This is a genomic window from Microcoleus sp. T3_D1 (genome assembly GCF_036700405.1).
Classification (GTDB): Bacteria; Cyanobacteriota; Cyanobacteriia; order Cyanobacteriales; family Microcoleaceae; genus Microcoleus.
The window spans coordinates 1-22,485 of record NZ_JAUBOV010000026.1 but is presented as its reverse complement, the minus strand read 5'-3'; the positions used below and the strand labels follow the sequence as shown (position 1 = coordinate 22,485).

General features: G+C 44.8%; 17 protein-coding genes. 3 read left to right on the top strand and 14 right to left on the bottom strand.

Features of this window, described 5'->3' with window-relative positions; all coding sequences use genetic code 11:
- Nucleotides 1-120: 120 nt before the first annotated feature.
- Nucleotides 121-1,773 (top strand): FAD-dependent oxidoreductase, encoded by a 1,653-nt coding sequence (locus tag QT992_RS13985; RefSeq protein ID WP_333339724.1) that lies wholly within the window; start codon nt 121-123, stop codon nt 1,771-1,773.
- A gap of 381 nt (nt 1,774-2,154) precedes the next feature.
- Here the strand turns inward: QT992_RS13985 and QT992_RS13980 are convergent, their stop codons facing one another.
- A complete protein-coding gene (locus tag QT992_RS13980) occupies nt 2,155-2,517 on the bottom strand; it encodes a hypothetical protein (RefSeq protein WP_333068154.1) in 363 nt (120 codons plus the stop codon).
- A 160-nt stretch (nt 2,518-2,677) separates the two neighbouring features.
- On the opposite strand from QT992_RS13980, the gene QT992_RS13975 reads away from it, so the two are divergent.
- Entirely contained in the window at nt 2,678-5,428 is a 2,751-nt protein-coding gene (locus QT992_RS13975) for a valine--tRNA ligase (RefSeq protein WP_333339727.1), read from the top strand.
- 435 nt (nt 5,429-5,863) lie between these two features.
- Nucleotides 5,864-6,340, top strand: a complete 477-nt coding sequence (locus tag QT992_RS13970; protein ID WP_333339730.1) for a hypothetical protein — start codon at nt 5,864-5,866, stop codon at nt 6,338-6,340.
- Between the two features lie 154 nt (nt 6,341-6,494).
- Here QT992_RS13970 and crtB read toward each other — a convergent pair whose 3' ends face one another.
- From crtB to QT992_RS13910, 13 genes are all read right to left on the bottom strand, one after another.
- The gene (crtB, locus tag QT992_RS13965) at nt 6,495-7,424 is read right to left on the bottom strand and encodes a 15-cis-phytoene synthase CrtB (RefSeq protein ID WP_333339733.1); all 930 of its coding nucleotides are present in this window, start codon (nt 7,422-7,424) and stop codon (nt 6,495-6,497) included.
- A 91-nt stretch (nt 7,425-7,515) separates the two neighbouring features.
- Nucleotides 7,516-8,889 carry a 15-cis-phytoene desaturase gene (gene pds / locus QT992_RS13960; protein ID WP_333377134.1) on the bottom strand — a complete coding sequence of 458 codons (1,374 nt, stop codon included), beginning with the start codon at nt 8,887-8,889 and terminating at the stop codon, nt 7,516-7,518.
- 485 nt (nt 8,890-9,374) lie between these two features.
- Entirely contained in the window at nt 9,375-12,836 is a 3,462-nt protein-coding gene (locus QT992_RS13955) for an Eco57I restriction-modification methylase domain-containing protein (RefSeq protein ID WP_333377132.1), read from the bottom strand.
- 280 nt (nt 12,837-13,116) lie between these two features.
- Complete coding sequence (locus QT992_RS13950; RefSeq protein WP_333377130.1) at nt 13,117-16,530, bottom strand: helicase-related protein; 3,414 nt, start codon at nt 16,528-16,530, stop codon at nt 13,117-13,119.
- Between the two features lie 188 nt (nt 16,531-16,718).
- Nucleotides 16,719-18,029: a hypothetical protein gene (locus QT992_RS13945; protein WP_333339746.1), complete on the bottom strand. Its 1,311-nt coding sequence runs from the start codon at nt 18,027-18,029 to the stop codon at nt 16,719-16,721.
- A gap of 86 nt (nt 18,030-18,115) precedes the next feature.
- Nucleotides 18,116-19,204 carry an SPFH domain-containing protein gene (locus QT992_RS13940; RefSeq protein ID WP_333339748.1) on the bottom strand — a complete coding sequence of 363 codons (1,089 nt, stop codon included), beginning with the start codon at nt 19,202-19,204 and terminating at the stop codon, nt 18,116-18,118.
- 123 nt (nt 19,205-19,327) lie between these two features.
- The gene (locus QT992_RS13935; RefSeq protein ID WP_333339751.1) at nt 19,328-20,077 is read right to left on the bottom strand and encodes a Uma2 family endonuclease; all 750 of its coding nucleotides are present in this window, start codon (nt 20,075-20,077) and stop codon (nt 19,328-19,330) included.
- A gap of 80 nt (nt 20,078-20,157) precedes the next feature.
- Complete coding sequence (gene vapC, locus QT992_RS13930; RefSeq protein ID WP_333339753.1) at nt 20,158-20,565, bottom strand: type II toxin-antitoxin system tRNA(fMet)-specific endonuclease VapC; 408 nt, start codon at nt 20,563-20,565, stop codon at nt 20,158-20,160.
- Entirely contained in the window at nt 20,562-20,816 is a 255-nt protein-coding gene (locus QT992_RS13925; RefSeq protein ID WP_333339755.1) for a hypothetical protein, read from the bottom strand. Before QT992_RS13925 ends, vapC begins: the two co-directional genes overlap by 4 nt.
- Nucleotides 20,817-21,106: 290 nt before the next feature.
- Nucleotides 21,107-21,301 carry a universal stress protein gene (locus tag QT992_RS33605; protein WP_445299889.1) on the bottom strand — a complete coding sequence of 65 codons (195 nt, stop codon included), beginning with the start codon at nt 21,299-21,301 and terminating at the stop codon, nt 21,107-21,109.
- On the bottom strand, nt 21,244-21,942 hold the full coding sequence (locus QT992_RS13920) for a hypothetical protein (protein WP_333339757.1): 699 nt from the start codon (nt 21,940-21,942) through the stop codon (nt 21,244-21,246). The genes QT992_RS33605 and QT992_RS13920 overlap by 58 nt, the downstream gene beginning before the upstream one ends.
- Before the next feature lie 90 nt (nt 21,943-22,032).
- A complete protein-coding gene (locus tag QT992_RS13915) occupies nt 22,033-22,194 on the bottom strand; it encodes a hypothetical protein (RefSeq protein WP_333339760.1) in 162 nt (53 codons plus the stop codon).
- A 73-nt stretch (nt 22,195-22,267) separates the two neighbouring features.
- Nucleotides 22,268-22,485 (bottom strand): hypothetical protein (locus QT992_RS13910; RefSeq protein ID WP_333339762.1); only part of this gene is annotated, 218 nt, incomplete at its 5' end.

Below are 22,485 nucleotides of genomic sequence, written 5' to 3'. Positions count from 1 at the left end.
TTTACCACGGTTCCCGGAAAAGTTAAAATTGTGTAGAAACAATCTAAACGTGCTATATTCAACTCCGTAAACCCTGAACTGCGCTTTCAGGTAATGCAAATTTATAAACGAGTCAACTGAATGCTCTCTACTTTCAAGAAACTAGCTTCAATTGCAATCATCTTTGCCGCCGTAAAACTTTTACTTAATTATCCGCCTTTCCGAGAAATAGAAAATTATATCGCAAATAGAAACCCAGCAAGTGCCACCTTAGACAATGGAACTCTGCAACAAAAATCCAGCACCCCGCCTCCGGTACTTCCCAAAAAACCACCTGAGCAAACCTTTGATGTAGTAGTATATGGCGATGAAGTACCGGGGATATGTGCAGCTATCTGGGCAAAGAAAACCCTCGGTGCAAACGGAAAAGTAGCCGTAGTGCGATCGAACCATGAAAGCGCAGCTTTAGGTGGCTTACTCACTCGCGGCGGTTTAGCTTACATCGATTTAGATAAAATCCCCCATTGGTACCGCCAACCCTACGCCCAATGTTTTAAGGAATTCTTAGATAAAGCGAATGCGCGCGAATCTTGCTTAGACCCAAAAAAGGCAGATCAAGCTCTCAGACAAATGCTTTCAGCAGCCAAAGTCAGAGTTATTTCCAACTCAACTCTTACTCCCCACGTCGTAGATAAAAAAATCGAATATGCCGAAGTAAAAGGCAGCACCTTAAGAATTAAAGCCAACTCTTTTATTGACGTAACTCAAGACGCAGAATTAGCCAGAAAAGCCGGATTATCTTATTATACAGGATATGAATCTCAAAATATAAAATCCAAAAATGAAACTTTAGCAGTCTCTGTAGTTCCGACAATTACAGGTATAACGATGTCCGAATTCCGCAGAATAGAAGATGACATTCTATACAACAGGCCTTTGGTAAAAAAGATTAAAGAAAGCATTACAAAATATAAAGATCCGGCCAGTACAAAATTCTGGCTGAGGAATTTCTGGAGTACGATTTATCAGCCATATACAGACGGCTACGACATCAGAAGTGTAGCCATAGGAGCAGCGTATCACATAGACAGAAATCTGCCCTTTAGTCAAAATAAAGGATTCTTTTTCGATAAGGGCAATGTCTGCGTTTATAACAAAAATGTGCTCTCCTGGAACGGGTTTCTGTTTAAATATCAAGTTGACCAAATCATGAAGATGGAAGCTAACGGCAGAAAACCGACTCCTGAGATGATTAGAGAAATGTCACATCTCCAACACTGGCTACAAAAGAAGTCTGGTAAAGATGTGAGAGTATTTATTCCAGACGAGATTTATATCAGGCAAACTTTGAACGTTCGCGATGTGGTAGATCCGCTGACGGGGAAGGAGATTATCAAAGGGGGAACAGCAGCTTCCAAGTCGATCGGCAGTTTTTCCTACGATTTCGATATGCGGGGCGGAGTCAAGAATTTATCTGCGAGAATTCCGCCGCTGCCAGTGTATAATTTCGGCATAGAAAGCGCTTTGGCTAGCAAAGTCAAGAATTTAGCCATTGTCGGGCGATCGTCCGGTTATGTCGGTATGGCTGTATCCGTCGGGCGAATTGCGACGGTGAATATTTATCAAGGACAAGGTGTAGGCGTGGCGGCTGGTTTGGCTAGCAAGTTCGGCGTGCCGCTGAATTCGATTACTTCGGCTGAAACGAAAAAAACTCTGGAGACTTTAACGGGGAAAACTACGTATTTGTCGGGGAGAGATACGAGTTATGGAGTTGATTACAAGGAGGTGAAATAATTAGAGATCTAGCTGTCGCCCGTGTTGCTATGGAATGAGAATTAAATAACTTGCATTTCTTGTAGGTTGGGTTGAGGAACGAAACCCAACAATCAATCGTGGCGTTGGGTTTCGTTCCTCAACCCAACCTACGGAAGTTATTTAATCAACGATCCTATACTATTTTAAACCCCGCCTACAAACTAGAATTTTTTGTTTGAGTTTGAGAACAAAAAACGCAATTCCTGGAGTTTGATAACTGTTATTCATTGCGATTCTTAATTATTTCAATTTGTTTTACCAGTAGGACTAAGGCCAAAAGAAAACCGGTTTCTCTGCAAAATCGTGGCTTTCTCCGAGAGAAGGCGGGTTTTGGATTAGGGATTTCTGTCAAATAAGATATTAAAAGGATTTAACCACTGAAGATGTCGAAACCTCTTCAATTCCTTCCCACATTTGAGCAACCGAAATGGTTTGCCCAGTCATGGCTTCGTGCCAAGCTTGCCGAAAATCTTGTAGAAGCGCTGCTTTAGATTGGCCCTCTCCGTCAATTTCTGAGGGTTCTGGAATACTAAAAGAATTAGCAGGAGGCATCTCTTGGATTTCTGCTGAGAAAACCTCTGGCAGATTATTTTGCGAAATGATTACCCCCTGACGTTGCTTTTGGCTTAGAAACTCTATAAAACTCGCAACTAATGCCAGATGTTCTGGAGAGAGTCGATCGAGCCATCGATCGATTTGATGTCGAAGTGCTGCTACATTCATAATGCCATCAAACCTTTTAATTTTACCTTGATTTTAACGTAAACCCGCCCCGCCTTGAATATCGGTCTTCCCTCTGCCTCTGACGCGGATGTGGTTCAAACCTCTTCTCTTCCCCCCGCTGTGGCACAATCTTATATATAAAACCTGCACCCTCTCGCCAATGACCGCAAACCTACCCCCGCAATACGACCCCCAAGCCACCGAAGCCAAATGGCAAAAATACTGGGAAGACAACCAAACTTTCAAAGCTGACCCCGAAAAAGGCGGCGAACCTTACTGCGTAGTCATCCCGCCGCCCAACGTCACCGGCAGCCTCCACATGGGACACGCTTTTGAAGAGACGCTGATTGATGTCCTCGTCCGCTATCACCGCATGACTGGACGCAATACCCTGTGGTTGCCGGGAACGGATCATGCTAGCATCGCCGTTCAAACTATTCTCGAAAAGCAACTCAAAGCAGAAGGCAAAACTCGCCACGATTTAGGCCGAGAAAAATTCTTGGAACGGGCCTGGGAGTGGAAAGCTGAATCGGGCAATACTATTACTAATCAATTACGCAGTTTGGGCGTGTCTGTGGATTGGTCGCGCGAACGCTTTACGATGGATGAAGGCTTATCTGCTGCGGTTTTAGAAGCGTTTGTCCGTCTGTACGATGAGGGGCTGATTTATCGCGGCAATTACCTGGTCAATTGGTGTCCGGCTAGTCAGTCTGCTGTGTCGGATTTGGAGGTAGACCAGCAGGAAGTTGAGGGCCATTTGTGGCATTTCCGCTATCCTTTGACGGATGGTTCTGGTTATTTGGAGGTGGCGACGACTCGGCCGGAAACGATGTTGGGCGATACAGGGGTGGCGGTGAATCCACAGGACGATCGCTACAAACATCTTATCGGTAAAACTGTGACTTTGCCGATCGTCAATCGCGAAATACCGATCGTTGCTGATGAGTTTGTCGATCCGACTTTCGGAACTGGTTGTGTCAAGGTGACTCCGGCCCACGATCCGAATGACTTCGAGATGGGTAAGCGTCACAATTTGCCGTTTATTAACATCATGAATAAGGACGGCACTTTAAATGAAAATGCCGGAGAGTTCCAAGGACAAGACCGATTTGTTGCCCGGAAAAATGTGGTGAAGCGGTTAGAAACTGACGGGGTTTTGGTTAAAATAGAAGATTATAAGCATACAGTTCCCTACAGCGAACGCGGCAAAGTTCCGGTCGAACCTTTGATATCTACGCAATGGTTTGTGAAGATAGATCCTCTTTCTCAACGTGCTTTAGAGGCATTAGATCAAAGTAACTCACCCGTCTTTGTTCCTGACAGATGGACAAAGGTTTATCGCGATTGGTTGGTGAAGCTGAAGGATTGGTGTATCTCCCGACAATTGTGGTGGGGACACCAAATCCCGGCTTGGTATGCTGTTAGCGAAACTAACGGCGAAATTACTGATACAACACCTTTTATAGTTGCGAAAACGGAAGCTGAAGCTAAGGAAAAAGCAACGGCTAAATTTGGAAATGACGTGCAGTTAGCAAGAGATCCAGATGTCTTGGATACTTGGTTTTCGTCCGGGTTGTGGCCTTTCTCAACTTTGGGATGGCCGGATGAAACTAAGGATTTGGATTTTTACTATCCGACAACTACTTTAGTTACAGGTTTTGATATCATCTTTTTCTGGGTTGCTAGAATGACGATGATGGCAGGACATTTTACTGGAAAGATGCCTTTTGATACTGTTTACATTCACGGTTTGGTGTTGGATGAAAACGGTCAAAAAATGTCTAAGAGTAAAAACAATGGTATCGATCCACTGCTGTTGATTGGTAAGTACGGTACTGATGCTTTGCGCTACACTTTGGTTAAGGAAGTGGTTGGGGCCGGTCAAAATATTCGCATGGAGTACGATCGCAAAACTGATGAATCGAAATCGGTGGAAGCTTCGCGGAATTTCACGAATAAGTTGTGGAATGCGGCCAGGTTTGTGATGATGAATTTGGAGGGACAGACGCCGCAGCAGTTGGGAAGTCCTCACCCCCAGCCCACCGTAGGGGCGGTGCCCCCGTGCCCGCCCTTGGAATTGTGCGATCGCTGGATTCTTTCTCGCTACAATCAAGTTGTGCAGCAAAGCCGCAATTCTTTGGAAACTTACGGTTTGGGAGAAGCGGCCAAGGGACTTTATGAGTTTATTTGGGGCGATTTCTGTGACTGGTATATTGAGTTGGTCAAGTCTCGCTTGCAACAGGATGCTGAACCAAATTCTAAGAAAGTGGCCCAGCAAACGTTTGCTTTTGTGTTGGAAGGGATTCTGAAACTACTGCATCCTTTTATGCCGCACATTACTGAGGAGATTTGGCACACTCTGACTCAAACAGGTGACGATCGATGTTTGGCTTTGCAAGCTTATCCTGAAGCCGACCTCTCGCTAATTGATGCTGATTTGGAACAGCAGTTTGAGTTGTTGTTCGGTACAATTCGCACAGTTCGCAATTTGCGGGCAGATGCTGATATCAAACCCAGTGTGAAGGTGACGGCGATTTTGCAAAGCGAAAGCGAGAAAGAACGCCAAATCCTCTCAGATGGAGGTGTTTACATTCAGGATTTGGCAAAAGTCGAAAATCTGACAGTTACTGCTAGTTTGGATGCAGATTTGGGACAGACAATTGCTGGGGTTGTCGGTACTGTGCAAGTATTGATTCCTCTGGCTGGGGTTGTCGATTTGGCGGCTTTGCGTGCTAAATTAGAGAAGAAGTTGAGCAAGGTGGAAGCTGAAATTAAGCATACTGCGGCGCGCTTGACTAATCAGAAGTTTGTGGATAAGGCTACTCCTGATGTGGTTCAGGGGGCGAGGGATGCTTTGGCGGAAGCCCAAAAACAGGCGGAGATTTTGCGCGATCGGCTAAAGGTGTTTTAAGGAGTCATTAGTCATTAGTCAGCAGTCATTAGTCGCGGGTGGGGTGAGAAACCGGGTTTCTACGAATTTTTCGGTTGAGTAACGAAAAATATTGAAAGAAACCCGGTTTCTGAGGAGATTATGATTTTTATTATGCTGGGCGATCGCTGTATAAAAACATCCCAAAATCCCGTAGGGGCGGGTTAACCAGCCATCTATGAAATACACAAACAATCTCGTAAACCCGCCCTCTCCTCAGCCATTATTTACATCACAATTTTACCTCTAAATTCATCGTACATTTTTATTGTTGGTGGGCGGGGGCGGGTTTATAGTATTATTGATGTTTACCATAAATGGTTGGCGAACCCGCCCCTACAAATTTGGTTTCAATAATAGAACCAATTGTGCTAACACGGGCAATTAATCACCAATTACCAATTACTAATTACCCTTATGCTATATTTAGCCCAAGTACAAAAGAAGAAAATTTTAGGCGAGATAAGTCTGCAATTGCTGGCTTGCCAAAATTCTGATGACACTTGGGCTATGCTTTGTAAAGAAACTCTCTTGACAGTACCGTCAGATTTAGATCAAAATGTTTTAAATGAAGGGATGCTAGTATTAGCAAATGTTGACGAAAATAGCCAGGTTTTGGATATTCAAGCAGCTACAAACTGGGTGCTAGAATTAGTTGAGAAATATTTAACAACAGGCTTTACTCCCGATTTTTTGCAGCAAGAAGCCCAGAAAGCAGAAGATTGGAGGCAATCTCTCACTTTGCAGAGTCAAGAATTGTCTCGCCGCTTGATTGAAGTTGAAGCCCGCCGAGAACAAATTCAAAATTTAGAAGCAAAACTCCAGCAGGAAAAGCAATTGTTGGAAAGTTCGATCGCCCAATTGCCAATTCCGCCCGCTACTCCACTAATTTGACTTAGAATTTGACTTAATTTAACACACCAAACGTAGGGACACGGCACTACCGCGTCCCCACTAACCTAATATGCAATTTGCTGGACATCATATAATTTGTAACTTGACAAATACCCCTTACCCGTTGCCGAATCGCCAGCAATACGGGCTGCGGCTAAAGCACTTTTGACTTCATCCAAGCAGCGGGGAGACACCGCAGTTTCTGAGAATTGCTAACATAAGCCCGCTTCTGAAACACATCATATTGATTGCGTTCGATCGCATTTAAGATTCTGCTGTAGAGCATTGTAGCAGCCCAAACAGTCCACCGAATATCGGGACTGAGCACTTTAATTCCCGGTTCCGCGCTGGCGTATAATTTGCGAGCTCGCTGAATTTGAAACCGCATCAATTCCCGCCAGCGGTTGTCAATTACACCGTTGAATAAATCTTCTTCGGTGTAGTTAAACAAGGCTAAGTCTTCTAAGGGAAGGTAAATGCGGCCGCGGCGGGCGTCTTCTCCGACATCGCGCAGAATATTAGTCAACTGCTTGGCAATACCCAGGGCTATCGCTTCTTCTTTGGGAATTCTATTACCCCAGTGCCAATTCCAGTTAGCAGCGGAGCTCGATTCGCCTACACCCATGACAGACATCGACATCAGCCCTACAGTACCCGCTACTCGATAACAGTAAAGATTGAGCTCTTCAAAAGTTTCGTAGCGGCTGCGGTACAAGTCCATTTGCTGGCCCGCAATCATTTCTCGAAACGGCCCAATGTCGATCGGGAAACGAGACAGCGTATCCACCAAAGCTACGTCGTAGTCGTCGTGGGGGTGGCCGGCAAACACAGATTCTAGGCGTTTTTCCCACAGATTGAGGGTTTCAGGGGTCGTTGCATCAGAACCCGGCCCGTCTACGAGTTCGTCGGTGCGGCGGCACCAGACGTAAATCGCCCAAATCGCCCGACGCTTGGCTTCGGGCATGAGTTGAGTGCCTAAATAAAAATTTTTGGCATAACTCGCGGTGACTTGGCGGCACAGTTCGTAAGAGTCATCCACAGAAGCCAGAGTTCTCATGCACTGGAGTTTTGACAGTTGCAGCATCCGAGAATAAGAAATTTAAAGATTAGAACTGATTTTCCCCCGTTTAGAAAACGGGAGATTTTTTACGTCTTTATGAAAAATTCTTAATTTTTCATTGGTTATTGGCCGTTGAAATAGCCTGCGCTGTCAGCTTACCAGAAAGCACGGCACCTTCCATACTCGCAAGATAACGCTGCATTGTATAATCCCCCGTTAGATAGAAATTGCTAATGGGAGTTGTTTGTGTGGGACGGCACTGCTGGCGTCCGGGAGTGGCTTTGTAGACGGAACGAGGGGTTTTGACTACGTGATATTTGAGCAGTTTGGCTGGTTCTGGGATTTGATCGGGAAAGAGTTTTTCTAACTCGACCATTGTGGCTGCGACGATATCTTCGTCAGATTTGCCTATCCAGTCTTTGGCCGGTGCTAAAACCAGTTCCAGCATTGATTTGTCTGGGTTGGCATATTCGCGGCAGGTGTTGCTCATGTCGGCGTAGACGCTCAGCAAGGGCGATCGCGAGAACAGCAAATGGTCGATTTCAGTTAGCTTGCGATCGAACCACAAGTGTACATTAATGACGGGTACTCCCTCCAAGCCTTCGAGCTGTTTGAAATAATCCATTTCGCCCCAAGGTTTCGGCATCATCAACTTGAGCGGGTCAACCGGCATCGCGGAAACGTAAATATCGGCCGTCAGAATTTCTGACTCTGCCCCTTCTACTCCCCGAATGTGGAAGCCGCGCACCGTGTTGTCATCGTTGAGCAAAAACTCTTTGATGGGTGCATTCAGCCGGACTTCGCCGCCGCGCTCAGTTATGTAGTCTACCATCGGCTGACACAACCTCTCTGTGGGGGAACCGTCTAAAAAGGCCATTTTCGAGCCGTTTTTCTCTTGCAAGAAGCGGTTGAGGGCTGTCAGCAGTATGGTTGCGGATATTTCGTGGGGGTCGATGAAGTTGAGCGCCTTGGACATGGCGATGAATACTTCTTTTTCGACCCTGGGGGGGACGTTTTGCTTTTTGAGCCAGTCGGAAAACGAGTATTTGTCCATTGCTTCGACATAGTTTTGACCCTGAAGCATCGCCGGAATCAAACCTATACCGAAGCGGATTTTTTCGGGCCAGGTGAGCATATCGTTGTTGCTCAAGATGGCTGCGACGCCGTTGAAGGGGGCGGGAAGGTCGGGAAAGTCAAAGCGGGAATAGGTTCCGGGGGTTTCCGGCTGATTGAAAATCATCGAGTGTTCTTTCCATTGCAGCCGGTCTTCGATGTCAAGTTCTTTGAAGAGTTGGAGCATATTCGGGTATGCGCCGAAGAAGATGTGAAGGCCGGTTTCGTACCAGTCGCCGTCTGCATCTTTCCAGGCGGCTACTTTGCCGCCGAGTACGTCCCGACTTTCTAGGAGGATGGGGGTGTGGCCCGCGTCGGTAAGATATTTAGCGCAGGAAAGTCCTGCTAAGCCTGCTCCGGCGATCGCAACTCGCATTTGATACTACTTGGCCTCTGTGTTCGCTTCGGTTTAATTATACTTTACAACTCGTTACATTTTTTTGGGAAATCTGTAGGGACGCGGAACTGCCGTTTCCCTACCGTAAAAGAATCGATTTTCATGCGCGAGGCAGGAAGACACGGCAATGCCCATTAGTGTCAACTTAACGTCAAACCCAGTCAGAGACTGTTGTTTGACGATTAGGGCCAGATCACCCTGGCGCCCCCCTTGTTAAGGGGGGGACAAGAGTCCGATCAAAGTCACCCCCTACTCACACCCTACTCCCTTCTGAAGGGGGATTTAGGGGGCTCTAGACTATGGTGAAAATGATATTTATCAAGGGTTTTAGGCTTAAGTTGACACCTATGGGCAATGCGGTGTCCCTACCCCCCTATTATTTTTAGGGAAACGGCACTGCATTCTCCTCTTCTTTCCCCTGCAAACGTGGGATCTACTTCCTGTCCCCCCCTTCTTAAGGGGGGTTAGGGGGGATCTCCGGGTGATGCTGCAAAGGTGCGATAGGCCGCTAATGCTGCTTGTTTGACGGTTTCGGGGACAATGGGAAAAGTAGTCAAAATATACGCAAATTCGGCTTCGGTTAAGCCGTAAAGGTGGGCTATGATGCCGTCTAATTCGGCTCGCAATTGAGCGCGTTCTGTTTCATCGGTAACACCTTCTCGGTGGGAGTTTAAGCCGACTTCTTGGGCTAATTCGTCAAATTCTGGGGCGGTGCAGATTAGTTTGGCGGCGCGTTGTACGATGTCGGTGAAGTATTTGTCACCTGATTTTAATCGCGGTACCGGTGTCTGGTAAATAAAGAACATAGTTAAATTTGACGATACTTTTTGACGCAATGTAAAGTCAAAACAAAAGCTATTTAAAGCGGCACCAATAAACAGCATATATTTGTTATTTTTAATAGGAGAGGAAATATTGAGAGAATGACCACAGACAACATTTTTAGGCAGTATTGTACCAATAAGGCTTCGAGCATTTGTGCTGCTAGCAATTGAACGATATGCGAAGCGGTAACACTGATAATCCAATTGTTGACCGTTATCTACGCCATTCCTTCCCAATAAAGCTTTCCTCCCTTCTTTCTCATCCACCCAATATCTTGGTTCAGCATATAGATGAGTAAACTGATGAATCATTTTACCTTCATAAAGTGGCAGTCTCCCTTTCCCTGGTTCTTGCTTGAATAAATGACTATCATTCGTCATGTCAAATTCACGAGTTAACCGCAGATTCCATTTTCCCTCAATCTGTTCGCCCAGCAAAGGGAATTGCAGCATTTTCTCAGCTATCCGAATATCTCCCTCATTTTTAAACTCCATCACCGAAAGAGAGTCAGGAGATAAGCGACGAATCAAGTTAACAGAAATCTCAATACATTCATCTTGATTGTTCAGAAAAGTATCGAGTTTTTCCACCCGAATCGCTTCTCGCGGATTGATGCGGAAAGCAGCTTGAAATGACTCTGTACTTTTACCTTTCTCAAAAGTGAGCAAGCAAAACTTGAAGCTGTGATGTACTCCTTCAAAAATAAACTTTTCATTCGACAAACCAAACAGTGAATCAATCTGAGTCTCAACAAATAACATTTCCCGCAGTTGCTTAGTTCCCAAATCAGTATAAACTCCTGAAGGAATGATGATGCCGCACTCGCCATTTGGGCGTAAGAGGTTAAAACATTGCTCTAGAAAAAGCTTGTAGAAGTTAATATCAGTACCAGACTTTTTGCCGTTGACAATTGAAATCTGATTTTTGTACTGTTCGGCTGAACGGTAGTAAGCGCTAACATGGGGAAATTCACTCAAATATTTTAACCAAGTTTCAGCAATCTCTGGATTTAGCAGAATTTTATTTTGCTCTTTTTCAAAAGTTTTGATATCCATCTTACTTTTTTTGGCTAGTTCGTTATGCTGCACAAAAAACTCTCTAGCATTTGGCTTGAATATTTCCCAAGGTGGATTGGTAATAATCGCATCAAATCCGCCCCGTTGATGCAAAATCTCATCAAACTCATAGCCCCAGTGAAAAGGCTTCAAAGCTTCTATATCAGCGAGAGTCAGGGTACGCTTAATAGGCTTACCGCTAATCTGTGCTTGTTCAAACTTAATTTTTAACTCCTTGAAATCTTCCAACAAAATCTTATTAATATTTTCGATAGCCGGCGCTTTCTTTTCTGCAATTTCATCTCGTAAACTCTGCAAGTTTTGGCTATAGGTAGTCGCATCACGGTAAATAGAGATTAGACGGTTTTTCTCTTCTACTACTTGTCTATATGTCTTGTGAAACAAATTTAACTGTGCTCGACTTCCTTCATATTCTGCGTCATCTACCCGAAGTAATCCAATTAAGGAATTACCGGCCATAATGTTAAAATCAATATTCGGCAACGGTTCCAAGTCGCTGACATTCTGCGCCGCCGAAACTAAGGCCAAAAACAGTCGCAGTTTAGCAATTTCCACTGCTTCCGGCATGATATCCACGCCATAGAGGTTGTCGCTAATAATCCGTTTTTTGATATAGTAGTTAAGTGAACTATGCTCTTTTTCGATGTCTTTTAGGTAGTCATTGAGGTAACGATCATTTAAAAACTTGCTTGTACCAAAGACTTTTGAATAGATGTAAATTAGCGTTTTCATGGCGGCGACTAAAAACGCGCCGGAACCGCAGGCTGGGTCTAATAATGTTAGGTTTGGGAGGATGTCTGTTAGCAGGCTGCGGCAGAGATTGGCGTCGAGATTGGTGAGGAGTTCGGTGATAGTTTCAAAGTGATGGGGAATCGGGCATTGGGCATCGGGCATGGGGAATTGGGCATGGGAGGAAGAGTTAAGGGATTGGTTAACTCTATCGAGGATTAGTTTGTTGATTGTGCGATCGCACAAATATTCAGTAATCTCCGGCCTGGTATAATAAGCACCAAAGGCTTTTTGGTTAATGTATTTCTCAAAGATGTATCCCAAAACCGCCGGATTAATTTCGTTTTCCTTCCCGCCCACTGTATCATCGAGATTCCAAGAATAGGCTGCAAATAAATTAAATATTTTCTCAAAAGCAGCATCTGGTATGGCGATATTCGGATAATTTTGTTCGATGGGATGTTCCAGAAACAATCCCCCATTCAAATATTTAACATCGCCGATTAATTCTTTAACCCCTTCCTCCCGCAAATCTAGAGGTTTAGCAAATCCATCAAAAAACAGTGTTTTCAAGAATTGCGAGTAAAATAAATCCGTTCCCCGCTGCTTGCTTTCGGCTAACTTTTCCTGCAAATACATCAATTTTTGATTGTCGATAAATCCTTTGCGCTGCAAAAAATAAACAAACATCAAGCGGTTGAGTAAAACCGAAGTATACCAGCGCCTATCTGTTTCTTTGTCAATGCCGCGAATCACACTTAAAAATTCAACGTGTTGCTGTTTAAATTCTTCAAAAAACTTCTTAGTAACTGGTTCGACATTCAATCCAGCCTGCAATCTTTGGACGACCTCAATCACCGAAAGCTTTTCTAATTCTGCTAAATCAACCTTTAAAGCTGTGACTTTACTCAGTAGCAAATCGCAAGGTTCCCGTTTCACGTATACATGATCGCGGGGATAAAGTTTTGTACCTTCGCGCTTTACCCAATACCACAGACATTTAGTGCGATTTTTGTCAATAAAAATCAATAGGTTTTCGGCAGAAATGTGGACGATTTCGCGATAAATTGTCAGTCTTTGGGCGCTGTTGGGGATATTTCCGCTAGCGCTGGTAATTTCATATACAACTACTTTGTTAAGTTGGGAAATGGCTTTTCGGGAATAAGTCTCGCCGTCTATTTCTAGAGGTACGGTTTTGTGGGAAGATGGATTATCCCAACCGAGTTTTTGGACGAACAATTTATTAAATTCAAAGTCTTGGAGAAGTTCGCGGGATTCTTTAAGTGTTTGTGGCATGGTTATATATGAAGGAAGTTCGGCAACGGATTTTGTAACGGATTTAACGGATGTTTGGCAACGGATTTTGTAACGGATTTAACGGATGTTATGGAATTAGGGGTGGGTGGTTAGAAACCGGGTTTTTGCGAGAATACTGGTTGATAGCCTTTAATCTCGGAAAAAACCCGGTTTCTTGGGCGGAGTCGCTAAATCGATAAATCAGAAACCGGGTTTTTACTGAATTTGCGGGCTACAGCGAAGTATTTTCGCAAAAACCCGGTTTCTCGACTCCCAATAATTATTTGTCCTGAAACAAGCCTAAAGAACAAATAATCATCGGTTCCCGTTTGTCTCCATCTTCACTAACTATACACAAACGGTCATCCATCCGCAAACCCACGACTAATTCGGCTAATTGTCGATCGCCAATACCGCTTTTTAACTGCCGATTCAACGTGTCAATTGCCGACTGGCGCAGGGGATAGCGATAAATTTCATCAATGGCTTTTGACAACTCATCGGATGCAAATATTGTACCATTCATTTCCTTAAAGTAACTCTTCAAACGTTCATAAGTTTGGAAGCGGGCCCCGGAAGGCCTGCCCAATTGTCCGCCCGCTGTTGACTCTTCTTCTGCTATCAACTCTGCACCTTTTGTAACTAATTCGTGATGCTGTTTGTCTCTGGGAATTGCTGGTGTCGCTTCGTCGCAAGCTGCAATTCTTAAGATTCCGATTTGCGATTGACTAACGCTATTGCCATCGCGATCGACCCAAATTAACGAATCATTTCCCTCGGCGGTTTTCATGTACAATAAAACGCCTTCTGGTTGCAAGGGTGCGGGAGTATGATTGCGAGTTGAATAAACTACATTTGGCATTGACTCAATGGTTTTTTTCAAAATTGGGTTGTTGTCAGTGGCATTTTTCCAAATTTGAAAAGCTTCGGATGTTAAGTCAACTTCGGCATCTTCTTCGCCATCTAAAATTCCTGATTTTTCATTGTAAATATCGAGAATGACTTGAGGTGAGTCATCCTCAAAAAATGTCTCATCAGTTCCGACGACTTCGGCATTTTCTTGCAAGCGCCGGCGCAGTCTTTCGCGCAGGTTGATAATGCGATCGACTCCTTCGTCTGGCAAAAACGAATAGCACAAAATGCGATCGGCTTGTTGCCCGATTCTGTCCACTCTTCCCGCCCGCTGAATTAATCGAATAATTGCCCAAGGTAAGTCATAATTAACGATAATCGCACTGTCTTGCAAGTTGTGACCTTCACTCAGAATGTCGGTGGCAATTAAGATTCGCAATTCTCGTTCTGGGGAGATTTTGTCACGCTTACCGTTGCTAGTTGGACTAAACCGAAATGTGAGTTCTGTGGGGTCTTTTGATTTACCTGTCACCGATGCAGCGCCCGCAATATTTAGCTTAGTTAAATTATCAGTTATATAGCGGACTGTATCGGCAAACTGAGTAAAAATTAATACTTTCTCATGGGGGTGAGTTTCTGTGAGCAATTTCACCAAAGCAGCTAACTTTTCATCGGGTTGAGAATGCCATTCACCGCAAGTTTGCAATACTTCTATCAAACAGCGGGCATCGGCTAGCAAATCCCGTTTTAACTTCTTGGTATCAAAAAATTCAGATTTGAGCCATTTAAACCTGCGCTGGTAGCGCGTTTGATATTCTCGATAAACAACTTCTGCCCGCTGTTTAAAACTCTTTTCGCTTGACAGTAATTCGGCTTCCATATCTAAAAATTCGCCCGCATCCTCTTCGATTTCTTCGCTTTCAAAACTGCTAACCACCACTGAATCAGCATCTTCATCGCTGTTGCGGGTATCCAACAAGTCTGCATCCTGGGTGCCGATCGGAATATCGAAGTTTTGGTCGATCGCATATAAGTAGATAAAATTCCGCAGGATGTGGCGCTCGATCGACTGAATAAAGGCACTGCCGCTGCTTTCTAGGCGTTTAAACAGGTTTGTCCGCGAAAATCCCATTAACCGGCGACCCCCACGAAATAGGGCATTTAACTGCCGTTGTTCTGCTTCAGTCGGCTGTTGTTTGGGTTTTTTGGCGATGTAATTTCCCAGCCCGTAACGCGGCAGATTTAGTGCATTGATGACTTCGACAATTTCCTCAAAGTCAAGCTGGGAGTTAGTTGCGGAGGTTTCTGAGGAAAACTTAATGGTTTTGGGAAGGCGATCGGGAAAATAGGATCGCGTGCGATCCTCTTCGAGGGCTTCGCTAACGGCAAATTCTAGATATTTGCGATCGTTTTGTGCATCAGTTTCCGCATAATTTCCTTTAATAAACGAGCGAGTTCGCCTCACCATGTAGCGCTTCATCAAGTCTCGCCAATCATCAGGATGATCGCTTTTTTCAAAAGCCGCCAAAGAGCGCACGGAACATTGATGCCGCTTAATAAATTCTAACTCTCCTTGACTGCCTCCGCCCAATTGATTGAGCAAAGCTTCGGGCCGCAATCCTAAATTTTGGTCTTCGGGAACAAACAGCCGCAACTGAGCAGATAAATCTAAATAGGTTTTGTTGTAGGGAGTTGCCGAAAGCAATATACATTTACTTTCATTGATGGCAATATATTCTTGAATCGCGCGATATCGCTTGCCTTCGCGGTTTCTGAGGTTGTGACTTTCATCAATTAACACAACTCGATAGCGACGCAATTCTGGCAATTCTTGCTGCACCCGACTGATGGATAAAACTTTTGCCAGCAGTCGATATTTATCTGCATACTCTTGCCACATTTTGACTAAGTTTTTGGGACAAATAATCAGGGTTTCCAAGAAACAGTCTTCTTGTAAAATTTTGGCGATCGCCGTACCGACTAAAGTTTTCCCCAACCCTACAACGTCGCCAATAATCACGCCTCCCCGTTTGGTAATGTGACGGGCGGCTAGCTTAACGGCTTCTTCTTGAAACTGAAATAAACCCTTAAAAGCGCGGGGAATCTGAAACTCAGCAATACCTGCGATCGCCTCGCGGGACAAATGATAGACAATGTTGAGATAGATGTGATAAGGTGGAATTAGTTCGGATCTCGCCCAACTGCGATCGATAATTTCTGCAAGTTCTTTGGAAATATCAACACAGCCATATTCTTCCCAGCGATCGTCAAACCATTTTTGCAACTTATTACAAGCATCAAAATCTAAAATATCAATATTCAATTCCCCTTGTTTTGACAGTCCCGATAAAGTCAGATTGCTGCTGCCCAAAAAACCTACAATTGGGCTGTTTGGGTCTTGACGATGAACGAGATAAAGTTTAGCGTGCAGTGGGTAAGCTAAGAATAATTTAACAATAACTTTTCCGCTTTTAATCTGATAGCTTAACCTGCGTAAGCCCTGCTCGTCGCGATCGTTGGGAGCGCCGATCGTCAACTGGTGGCGAAATTCCTCAGCCATCCGTTTTTTGAGCCGAATAATGGCATTATTGTCAATCCCCCCGTGATGGGGAATCAGGCTAAAACTAGCATTCAATTCATCAGTCGGCAAACTTTGCATTCCCACCAAAAGGCGGCAGCAGGCTCCTTGGTTTCCCACGTATGCTTCTATTAAATCGCCAATTCTCCGCCATCCCCGAAGATTGAAATAGCCCACACAAAAATCTGCCCGATAGGAGAGTTTAATGGTGTCTCGCAATGCTGGTAGCAGCCGCAGTTCAATGTTGTCAAAAATGCGTGGCACTGGGTTTCCTCTGTGATGATTATAGTAAGTTTTATATATATGTCATCGCGAGCTTTTAGGGAAGCAATCACCGAGACTATGCGATTGCTTCCCTAAGAGCTCGCAATGACATATATCAGAGATTTGGGTTTAAAACCCCGTCTTTTGAAGACGGCTTTTTCCATAGTAGGGTAAGAAATGCTAATGAACTAATTAGAAGAGGGAACCGGCGCTGGCGGTAATTTTTTGTTCGGTACAGGTGCGGTAGAGGGAACAGGCGCTGGCGGTAATTTTTGGCTCGGTACAGGTGCGGTAGAGGGAACAGGCGCTGGGGGTAATTTTTGGCTCGGTACAGGTAAGGAAGTTGGTTGGGGTTGCGGTTGAGGCAGACCGGGAACACGGATATATTTCCAATTACCAGTAAACAATAGGTACATAACACCCGCAAGCACGACACCGCTAACAACAGCAGCAGTAATTTTCCAAACACTGTAGGGACGTTCGCCTTGAACTTCAGCGGTGCGTGCATTAACCATTACTTGATATCGTTGGTTTTGATAACGATAGGCACACAACCAAACAGGGAGCAAAATATGCTTAAAAGTGATAGCATTGTAATCAGTAGAAATGCTGTGAACCCGCTGCTCGTCGCCACCAATATTCCTGCAAACATCGAAGTGAATAGTACCGGCCATGACATTTTTAGCAGATTCAAATCCTTGAGTGAGAGAGACTTGCGATCGCTGCGCTTCAAACCCAGCTAAATAAGATGAATTGTAAGCGCGCAGCGACTCCTTGAGATGCCAAGGTTCTAACGCATCCAGGCGGGGGCGATCGACTGAAGTTGTAGCGGGAATCAGAATATCGTCAAAAGAGCGATCGACTCTGCCAGAAGCAGGCCACCACCTGGTATGTTGCACTTCGCGAGTCTTAGTTTCTGTTTCGCCCTGCGAGTTTGTTTCCGTATAAGTTTCAGTCACGTAGTAGTGTTCTCCGCGAGAACCCTGATAGTAACTAACGGTATAAGTGTCGTAAGTCCAAAACGGCAAATAAACCCCTTGAATTTTCTCCTGTTGCGCTAGGGATTTCAAAGCAGAAGGAGCAAACCAGCGATTGCTTAGCCACTTCTGAATGCTTTCTCTGGCCTGTTTATCAGTAACTTCAAAAGGAACAATTCCCTCTGGATGCACACTGGGGCTAGCTTTTTCAGGTTGCGTCACAATTGGAGAAGCACAAAATGGACATTTACCCGCTACTTTCGGCGGTTCAAAAGTAACACTTGCTCCGCAATCATTGCATTTTACTTCAAGGGCTGTTGTTGATAAAGTTGTCAGCGCCGTTTCGTCGAGTTGTAGATATTGTTCGTAAGAGTTCTCCTTTACCTCTTGGGCAGTTTGGGGAATTGCATCCTCCCAGCCGCAGTAAGCGCACTTGAGCTTTCCTGCTTGGGGGTTGAACTCTAAATAAGCCCCGCAGCTAGGACAGGGAAAACGTTTAACAGCAGGTTCAGAAGTATTCATAATGGTTAATTGGTGATGTAATTGCTAATCGGTAATCGGGAAAGCATCCCAATTACCAATTACCAATTAACTAAATATGCAAAATTTTAGGCGGCGGCTGGCGGCGGAGGCGGCGGTACTGTCGCCAACAAAGATGCTAATTCCGGCACTTGCGATGCTAACTTCCAGCCGTCAAATCCCGCACGCCACACCATTACCTGATGTGTCAAACCATTTTGCAAAAGTTGATGCAATTCAAAAGGGCCTGATTGTTGACCGTTCTGGGCAATATACCACTGAGTTTGTGTTGGCGGGGGAGGTGGCGGCGGAGTTTGCGATCCTGGTGACTGCATCATATTTGTCATTTGCTGACCTAGTGCCATTCCCATGCCAAATTCTAATGCTTGATTGCCGCCGCTAGGGTTATTTGCTGATGCTTCTATGGCGTTAGCAGCTTGATATTGGGTATATTGCTGCATATTTCCCAGAAGTCCGATCGAGGCTCGTTTGTCGAGTGCTTCTTCAACTTCAGGCGGCATCGAAATATTTTCAATTAATAGCTGAGTTAACTCTAACCCAAACTGCTGGATACTTGGCTCTATGGCAACTCGCACCTGTTCGCCCATGTGGGTGTAGTTGGCTGCAAAGTCCAGCAGGGGAACGCGGGAATTGCCAACCCAATTGGCAAAGGCACTGACTATTGTATTGCGGAGTTGATCGGTGATTTCATCTACTTGAAATAGTCCGTCAGTGCTGATTAGTTGTTTTAAGAGTTGTTCTGGATGGGAAACTTTAATGTTGTATGTGCCAAAAGCCCGCATTCTCACTGGGCCGAGTTCTGGATCGCGGATAATTACAGGGTTAGAGGTTCCCCATCTCAGGTTCGTAAATATTTTCGTGTTAAAAAAGTAGACTTCTGCTTTGAAGGGAGAGTTGAAACCGTAGGGCCAACCTTTTAAGGTGCCCAGAATGGGTAAGTTGCGGGTGTACAGTTCGTACATTCCCGGATCGAAGACATCGGCCACTTGGCCTTCGCTGACAAAGACTGCTCTTTGTCCGGGTCGTACAGTTAGTTTAGCACCTTGTTTTATTTCGTTTTGGTGGCGCTCGAATCGATAGGCAATGGTGTCGCTGGTATTGTCCAACCATTCGATGATATCGACAAATTCGCCGCGAATCTTGTCAAAGAGTCCCATAGATTTATTTGGGGTTGTTGTTCGATTTTAGCTTCAATAGGAGCGATCGATGTTCCCGATCGCCATTGTAAAGTTTTTACGTGCGATCGCTGGCGATGGGGGCGATCGCCCTTGCACTCCAATTCACAATTCTGGTTCAATTCCAGCCGATCGCAACTGAGCGCGCAATTGCTCTAATTGGTCTTCGGCGCGATCGGCTCTTTCTGCTCCCGATAACAGCAAATTCCCTTCACTATCCCACCAGCGCAGCCAAGGTAACTCAACATTTTGATACCTTCCTTGCCAAATTCCCAATTCCACTCCTAACGGTTCAATGGGATAATGACCGCGCTCATTTGCAGCAACTAATTGATACCTATCTTCGATCAGGTGATAGACTTCAACGCTAGCCTTAGTTACTTCATAAATCCCGTAAAATGCCGGACGGATGACATTTTCATAAATCCAGAATTTACCCGGCTTAGTTTCTTGTTGACCCGATCGCAACAAAGGCGTTCTGTCCCGTTCTTCTGCACCATTGCCCGATACAAATTCTAACACAATTAACGGTGCTACGAATTCTTGCCACATCACATAAGAACGGCGCAATTGACCGTCTAGTGTTGGCGGGACATTAGGCACATAAAACCAGTCAGGTGCTTCTGCACCCCGTTCTAGTGGCTCAGTTAATCGCCAATAAATACCGCTATCTTGACCGATGCAGTAGTTACCGTCAGCGTGAATTCTTTCTAAAACAGGAGTAATTGAATCTGTTAGTAGGATGCTTTGGGGATGTTCTTGAAAGTTTTTCACAAAAGTACCGTCGGATTCTGGTAGCTGAGTGTGGTCGGGCCAGCCTGTGGGATTGTTTTCTACATCTAAGGTGAATTTCATAATGTTATTTGGGTCGCAAGCATTGTTTTGTTTTGAAAGAAGTTTTGATTTTGAGTAGATGGAAACTCGATACATCTAACTCAGACCTCTATCTCCCAATCCTCCAGACGCAAACCCTCAACACGGCTGAACTCGCGGGTATTGTGAGTTACAAGAATTAGGTTGTTGGCGAGAGCAATAGAGGCAATCAAAAGGTCATTAGGGCCAATTGGTGTTCCAGATGCAGCTAATTGAGTGCGAATTTGACCGTAAATTAGGGCAGACTGGTCATCAAAGGGAAGAGATATGAAGCGATTCAAAAAATCTTGCTGTTGGGCAAGCGATCGACCGGGATTGTTGCTTCTCATAGATCCATAGAACAGTTCAGCTTTAACAACAGAACATACTGCGACATCCTGTGAAGGTAGAGCCTGCAACCTTCGCAAAACTCCAATCGATCTGCCGTTCAAGTAACCGATACAGGTATTGGTATCCAGTAAATAAATCACAGCAATTCCTCTCGCTCTTCATATTCCCCTTGCTCTCCTCGAACTAAAGGTTCATCCTGAAAGCACCCGAAAGTTCTCTCAAAAAAACCGGGCGGCCAGCCTAAATCTTCCGGTGTTTTAGCCTCACTTGCAGTTGCTATAGGCTGGAAAATTACAATAACTTCCAAATCTGTATCTTTGATACCACCGGGGATTTGCAAATGCAACATCCCGTCCGAACCGACGTGCGATCGTAGTTTAATGCTTTGCATAACTCTTGCCTCCTTAAGTTTGTACTGAAATTTAATCGGGTAATAACCTCAGTTTTCATCCCACTTATCTTTAAGTCCTTCCCAATCCAGCCAACCGGCACGATCGCGATTTCCACCAGCAGCTTTTAACTCATTTAATGCTTGTTTGGGAATTTGCAACTCTTCTAAAGTCTCTAACTATTCGATGAGTGCTTGCCAATTTTCGACATCTAAGACAGCAAGTTGTTTGCCTTTTAGATTGAGAAACTTAACTGACTGCAATACTTCTAATCCGGTCATTCAGGCTACCTCTACTTTGATAATAGGTATAACTTAATTATAGTTGAGACCACCACAATCAAATCTGCTTGAACCGCTTCTGCCATTGCTAAAATCTCAGCCGCAGGTTCCCTGTGTTTTAGTTCCGCCTGCAATCGCAGTCCTTGCGCTAAAGCTGCTTGCTGTAATCGTTGCAGTCTAACGTGTTTGTGGATAGAAACTCCCATATAGGGCGCTCATCCCAGACTTGAGCCTCAATATAGCGATCGATCCTCCATTGTGGCTCGGACTGCCATTTTGTTCCTGGCATTCCATACCTTTTCACCACGTCTGCAATTTCTGACAACGTAAACACTTGACCGTGTTGAGGCTTGCGGTACGATTCTGCAAACCTTCTCATCTCTTCATCAATTTCCTCCAATGTCGGCATTTGACCATCCTCGCGAGGTCTAAGCTCATAGGTATCTGGTGGGGGAGGACTCACTAGATTAAGGCTAGTCATGCTGTCAGGATAGGTAAAAGAAATCGTATCACTGGTAAAAATAGCCAGAGGAAGCTGAAGTTTTGCAGGCTCTTTATCACTGAAGAAACCATTCTTACTAAAAAAATCATCATTCTCACCAAGAACAAAGTAAAGTGGGTGACGGAGGCGGGGCTTTTTTCCCTTGTTCTCAAACTCGTGATAGAGCCATTCCTCTACGCGATGCCGATCCTTGAGGTAGCCTGAGTGGAGCCAGACACGTTTTCCACTGCTTCTAAGATTGGCAATAATAATTTCACCTTCATTCAGAGGAAGATTACACAAATTTTTTAGCATCTCATGCTTGCCCCAATAGTAATGGGTGATAAAGGTAGGTAGTATGTCCACTGCTCTTCCTCTGTATGATTTTTGTATCAACGCTTATTCTACTGATAATAACCTCAATCTTCATCCCATTCATCTTTAACGGTTTCCCAATCAAGCCAACCCGCTTTTTCTGGACTGCCGCATTTTTGCAATTGCGCCATCGCCGTGCAAGAAAACCTGTTCGTCTTCCCGAACTTCGATCCAGTCGATCAAAGCTTCCCAAGCCGATATGCTCAACTGTGTGGCTTTCTTTTTACCGTTAGCATCAACCACAAATTGAACGGATTTTAATATTTATTTGATATTGGTCATTATAATTAATTCCTTAATTTGCTCTCAATTCTAATCAATTTGCTCCTCGGTTGCTGCGCCAAAGCCGATCGAAAAAAGGTCGATCGCACCCAGCCAACCCCAGCAACCTGAACCGCAGGTGAGGCAATCCCCCTGCAGCCCCCGCTTCTCGACGCGGTACAATAAGTGCAATCATGTGCGATTCGTTTAACCTAAATGGGTAGAAATACTCAGGGACGGTTAGCCTAACCAATTGGTTAGGACAACTAAATA

Excerpts from the sequence above, each read along its gene's own strand:
- QT992_RS13985 (WP_333339724.1), top strand. The coding sequence starts at position 121 with ATGCTCTCTACTTTCAAGAAACTAGCTTCAATTGCAATCATCTTTGCC.
- QT992_RS13980 (WP_333068154.1), bottom strand. The coding sequence starts at position 2,517 with ATGAATGTAGCAGCACTTCGACATCAAATCGATCGATGGCTCGATCGA.
- QT992_RS13975 (WP_333339727.1), top strand. The coding sequence starts at position 2,678 with ATGACCGCAAACCTACCCCCGCAATACGACCCCCAAGCCACCGAAGCC.
- QT992_RS13970 (WP_333339730.1), top strand. The coding sequence starts at position 5,864 with ATGCTATATTTAGCCCAAGTACAAAAGAAGAAAATTTTAGGCGAGATA.
- crtB (WP_333339733.1), bottom strand. The coding sequence starts at position 7,424 with ATGCTGCAACTGTCAAAACTCCAGTGCATGAGAACTCTGGCTTCTGTG.
- pds (WP_333377134.1), bottom strand. The coding sequence starts at position 8,889 with ATGCGAGTTGCGATCGCCGGAGCAGGCTTAGCAGGACTTTCCTGCGCT.
- QT992_RS13955 (WP_333377132.1), bottom strand. The coding sequence starts at position 12,836 with ATGCCACAAACACTTAAAGAATCCCGCGAACTTCTCCAAGACTTTGAA.
- QT992_RS13945 (WP_333339746.1), bottom strand. The coding sequence starts at position 18,029 with ATGAATACTTCTGAACCTGCTGTTAAACGTTTTCCCTGTCCTAGCTGC.
- QT992_RS13940 (WP_333339748.1), bottom strand. The coding sequence starts at position 19,204 with ATGGGACTCTTTGACAAGATTCGCGGCGAATTTGTCGATATCATCGAA.
- QT992_RS13935 (WP_333339751.1), bottom strand. The coding sequence starts at position 20,077 with ATGAAATTCACCTTAGATGTAGAAAACAATCCCACAGGCTGGCCCGAC.
- QT992_RS13925 (WP_333339755.1), bottom strand. The coding sequence starts at position 20,816 with ATGCAAAGCATTAAACTACGATCGCACGTCGGTTCGGACGGGATGTTG.
- QT992_RS33605 (WP_445299889.1), bottom strand. The coding sequence starts at position 21,301 with ATGGGAGTTTCTATCCACAAACACGTTAGACTGCAACGATTACAGCAA.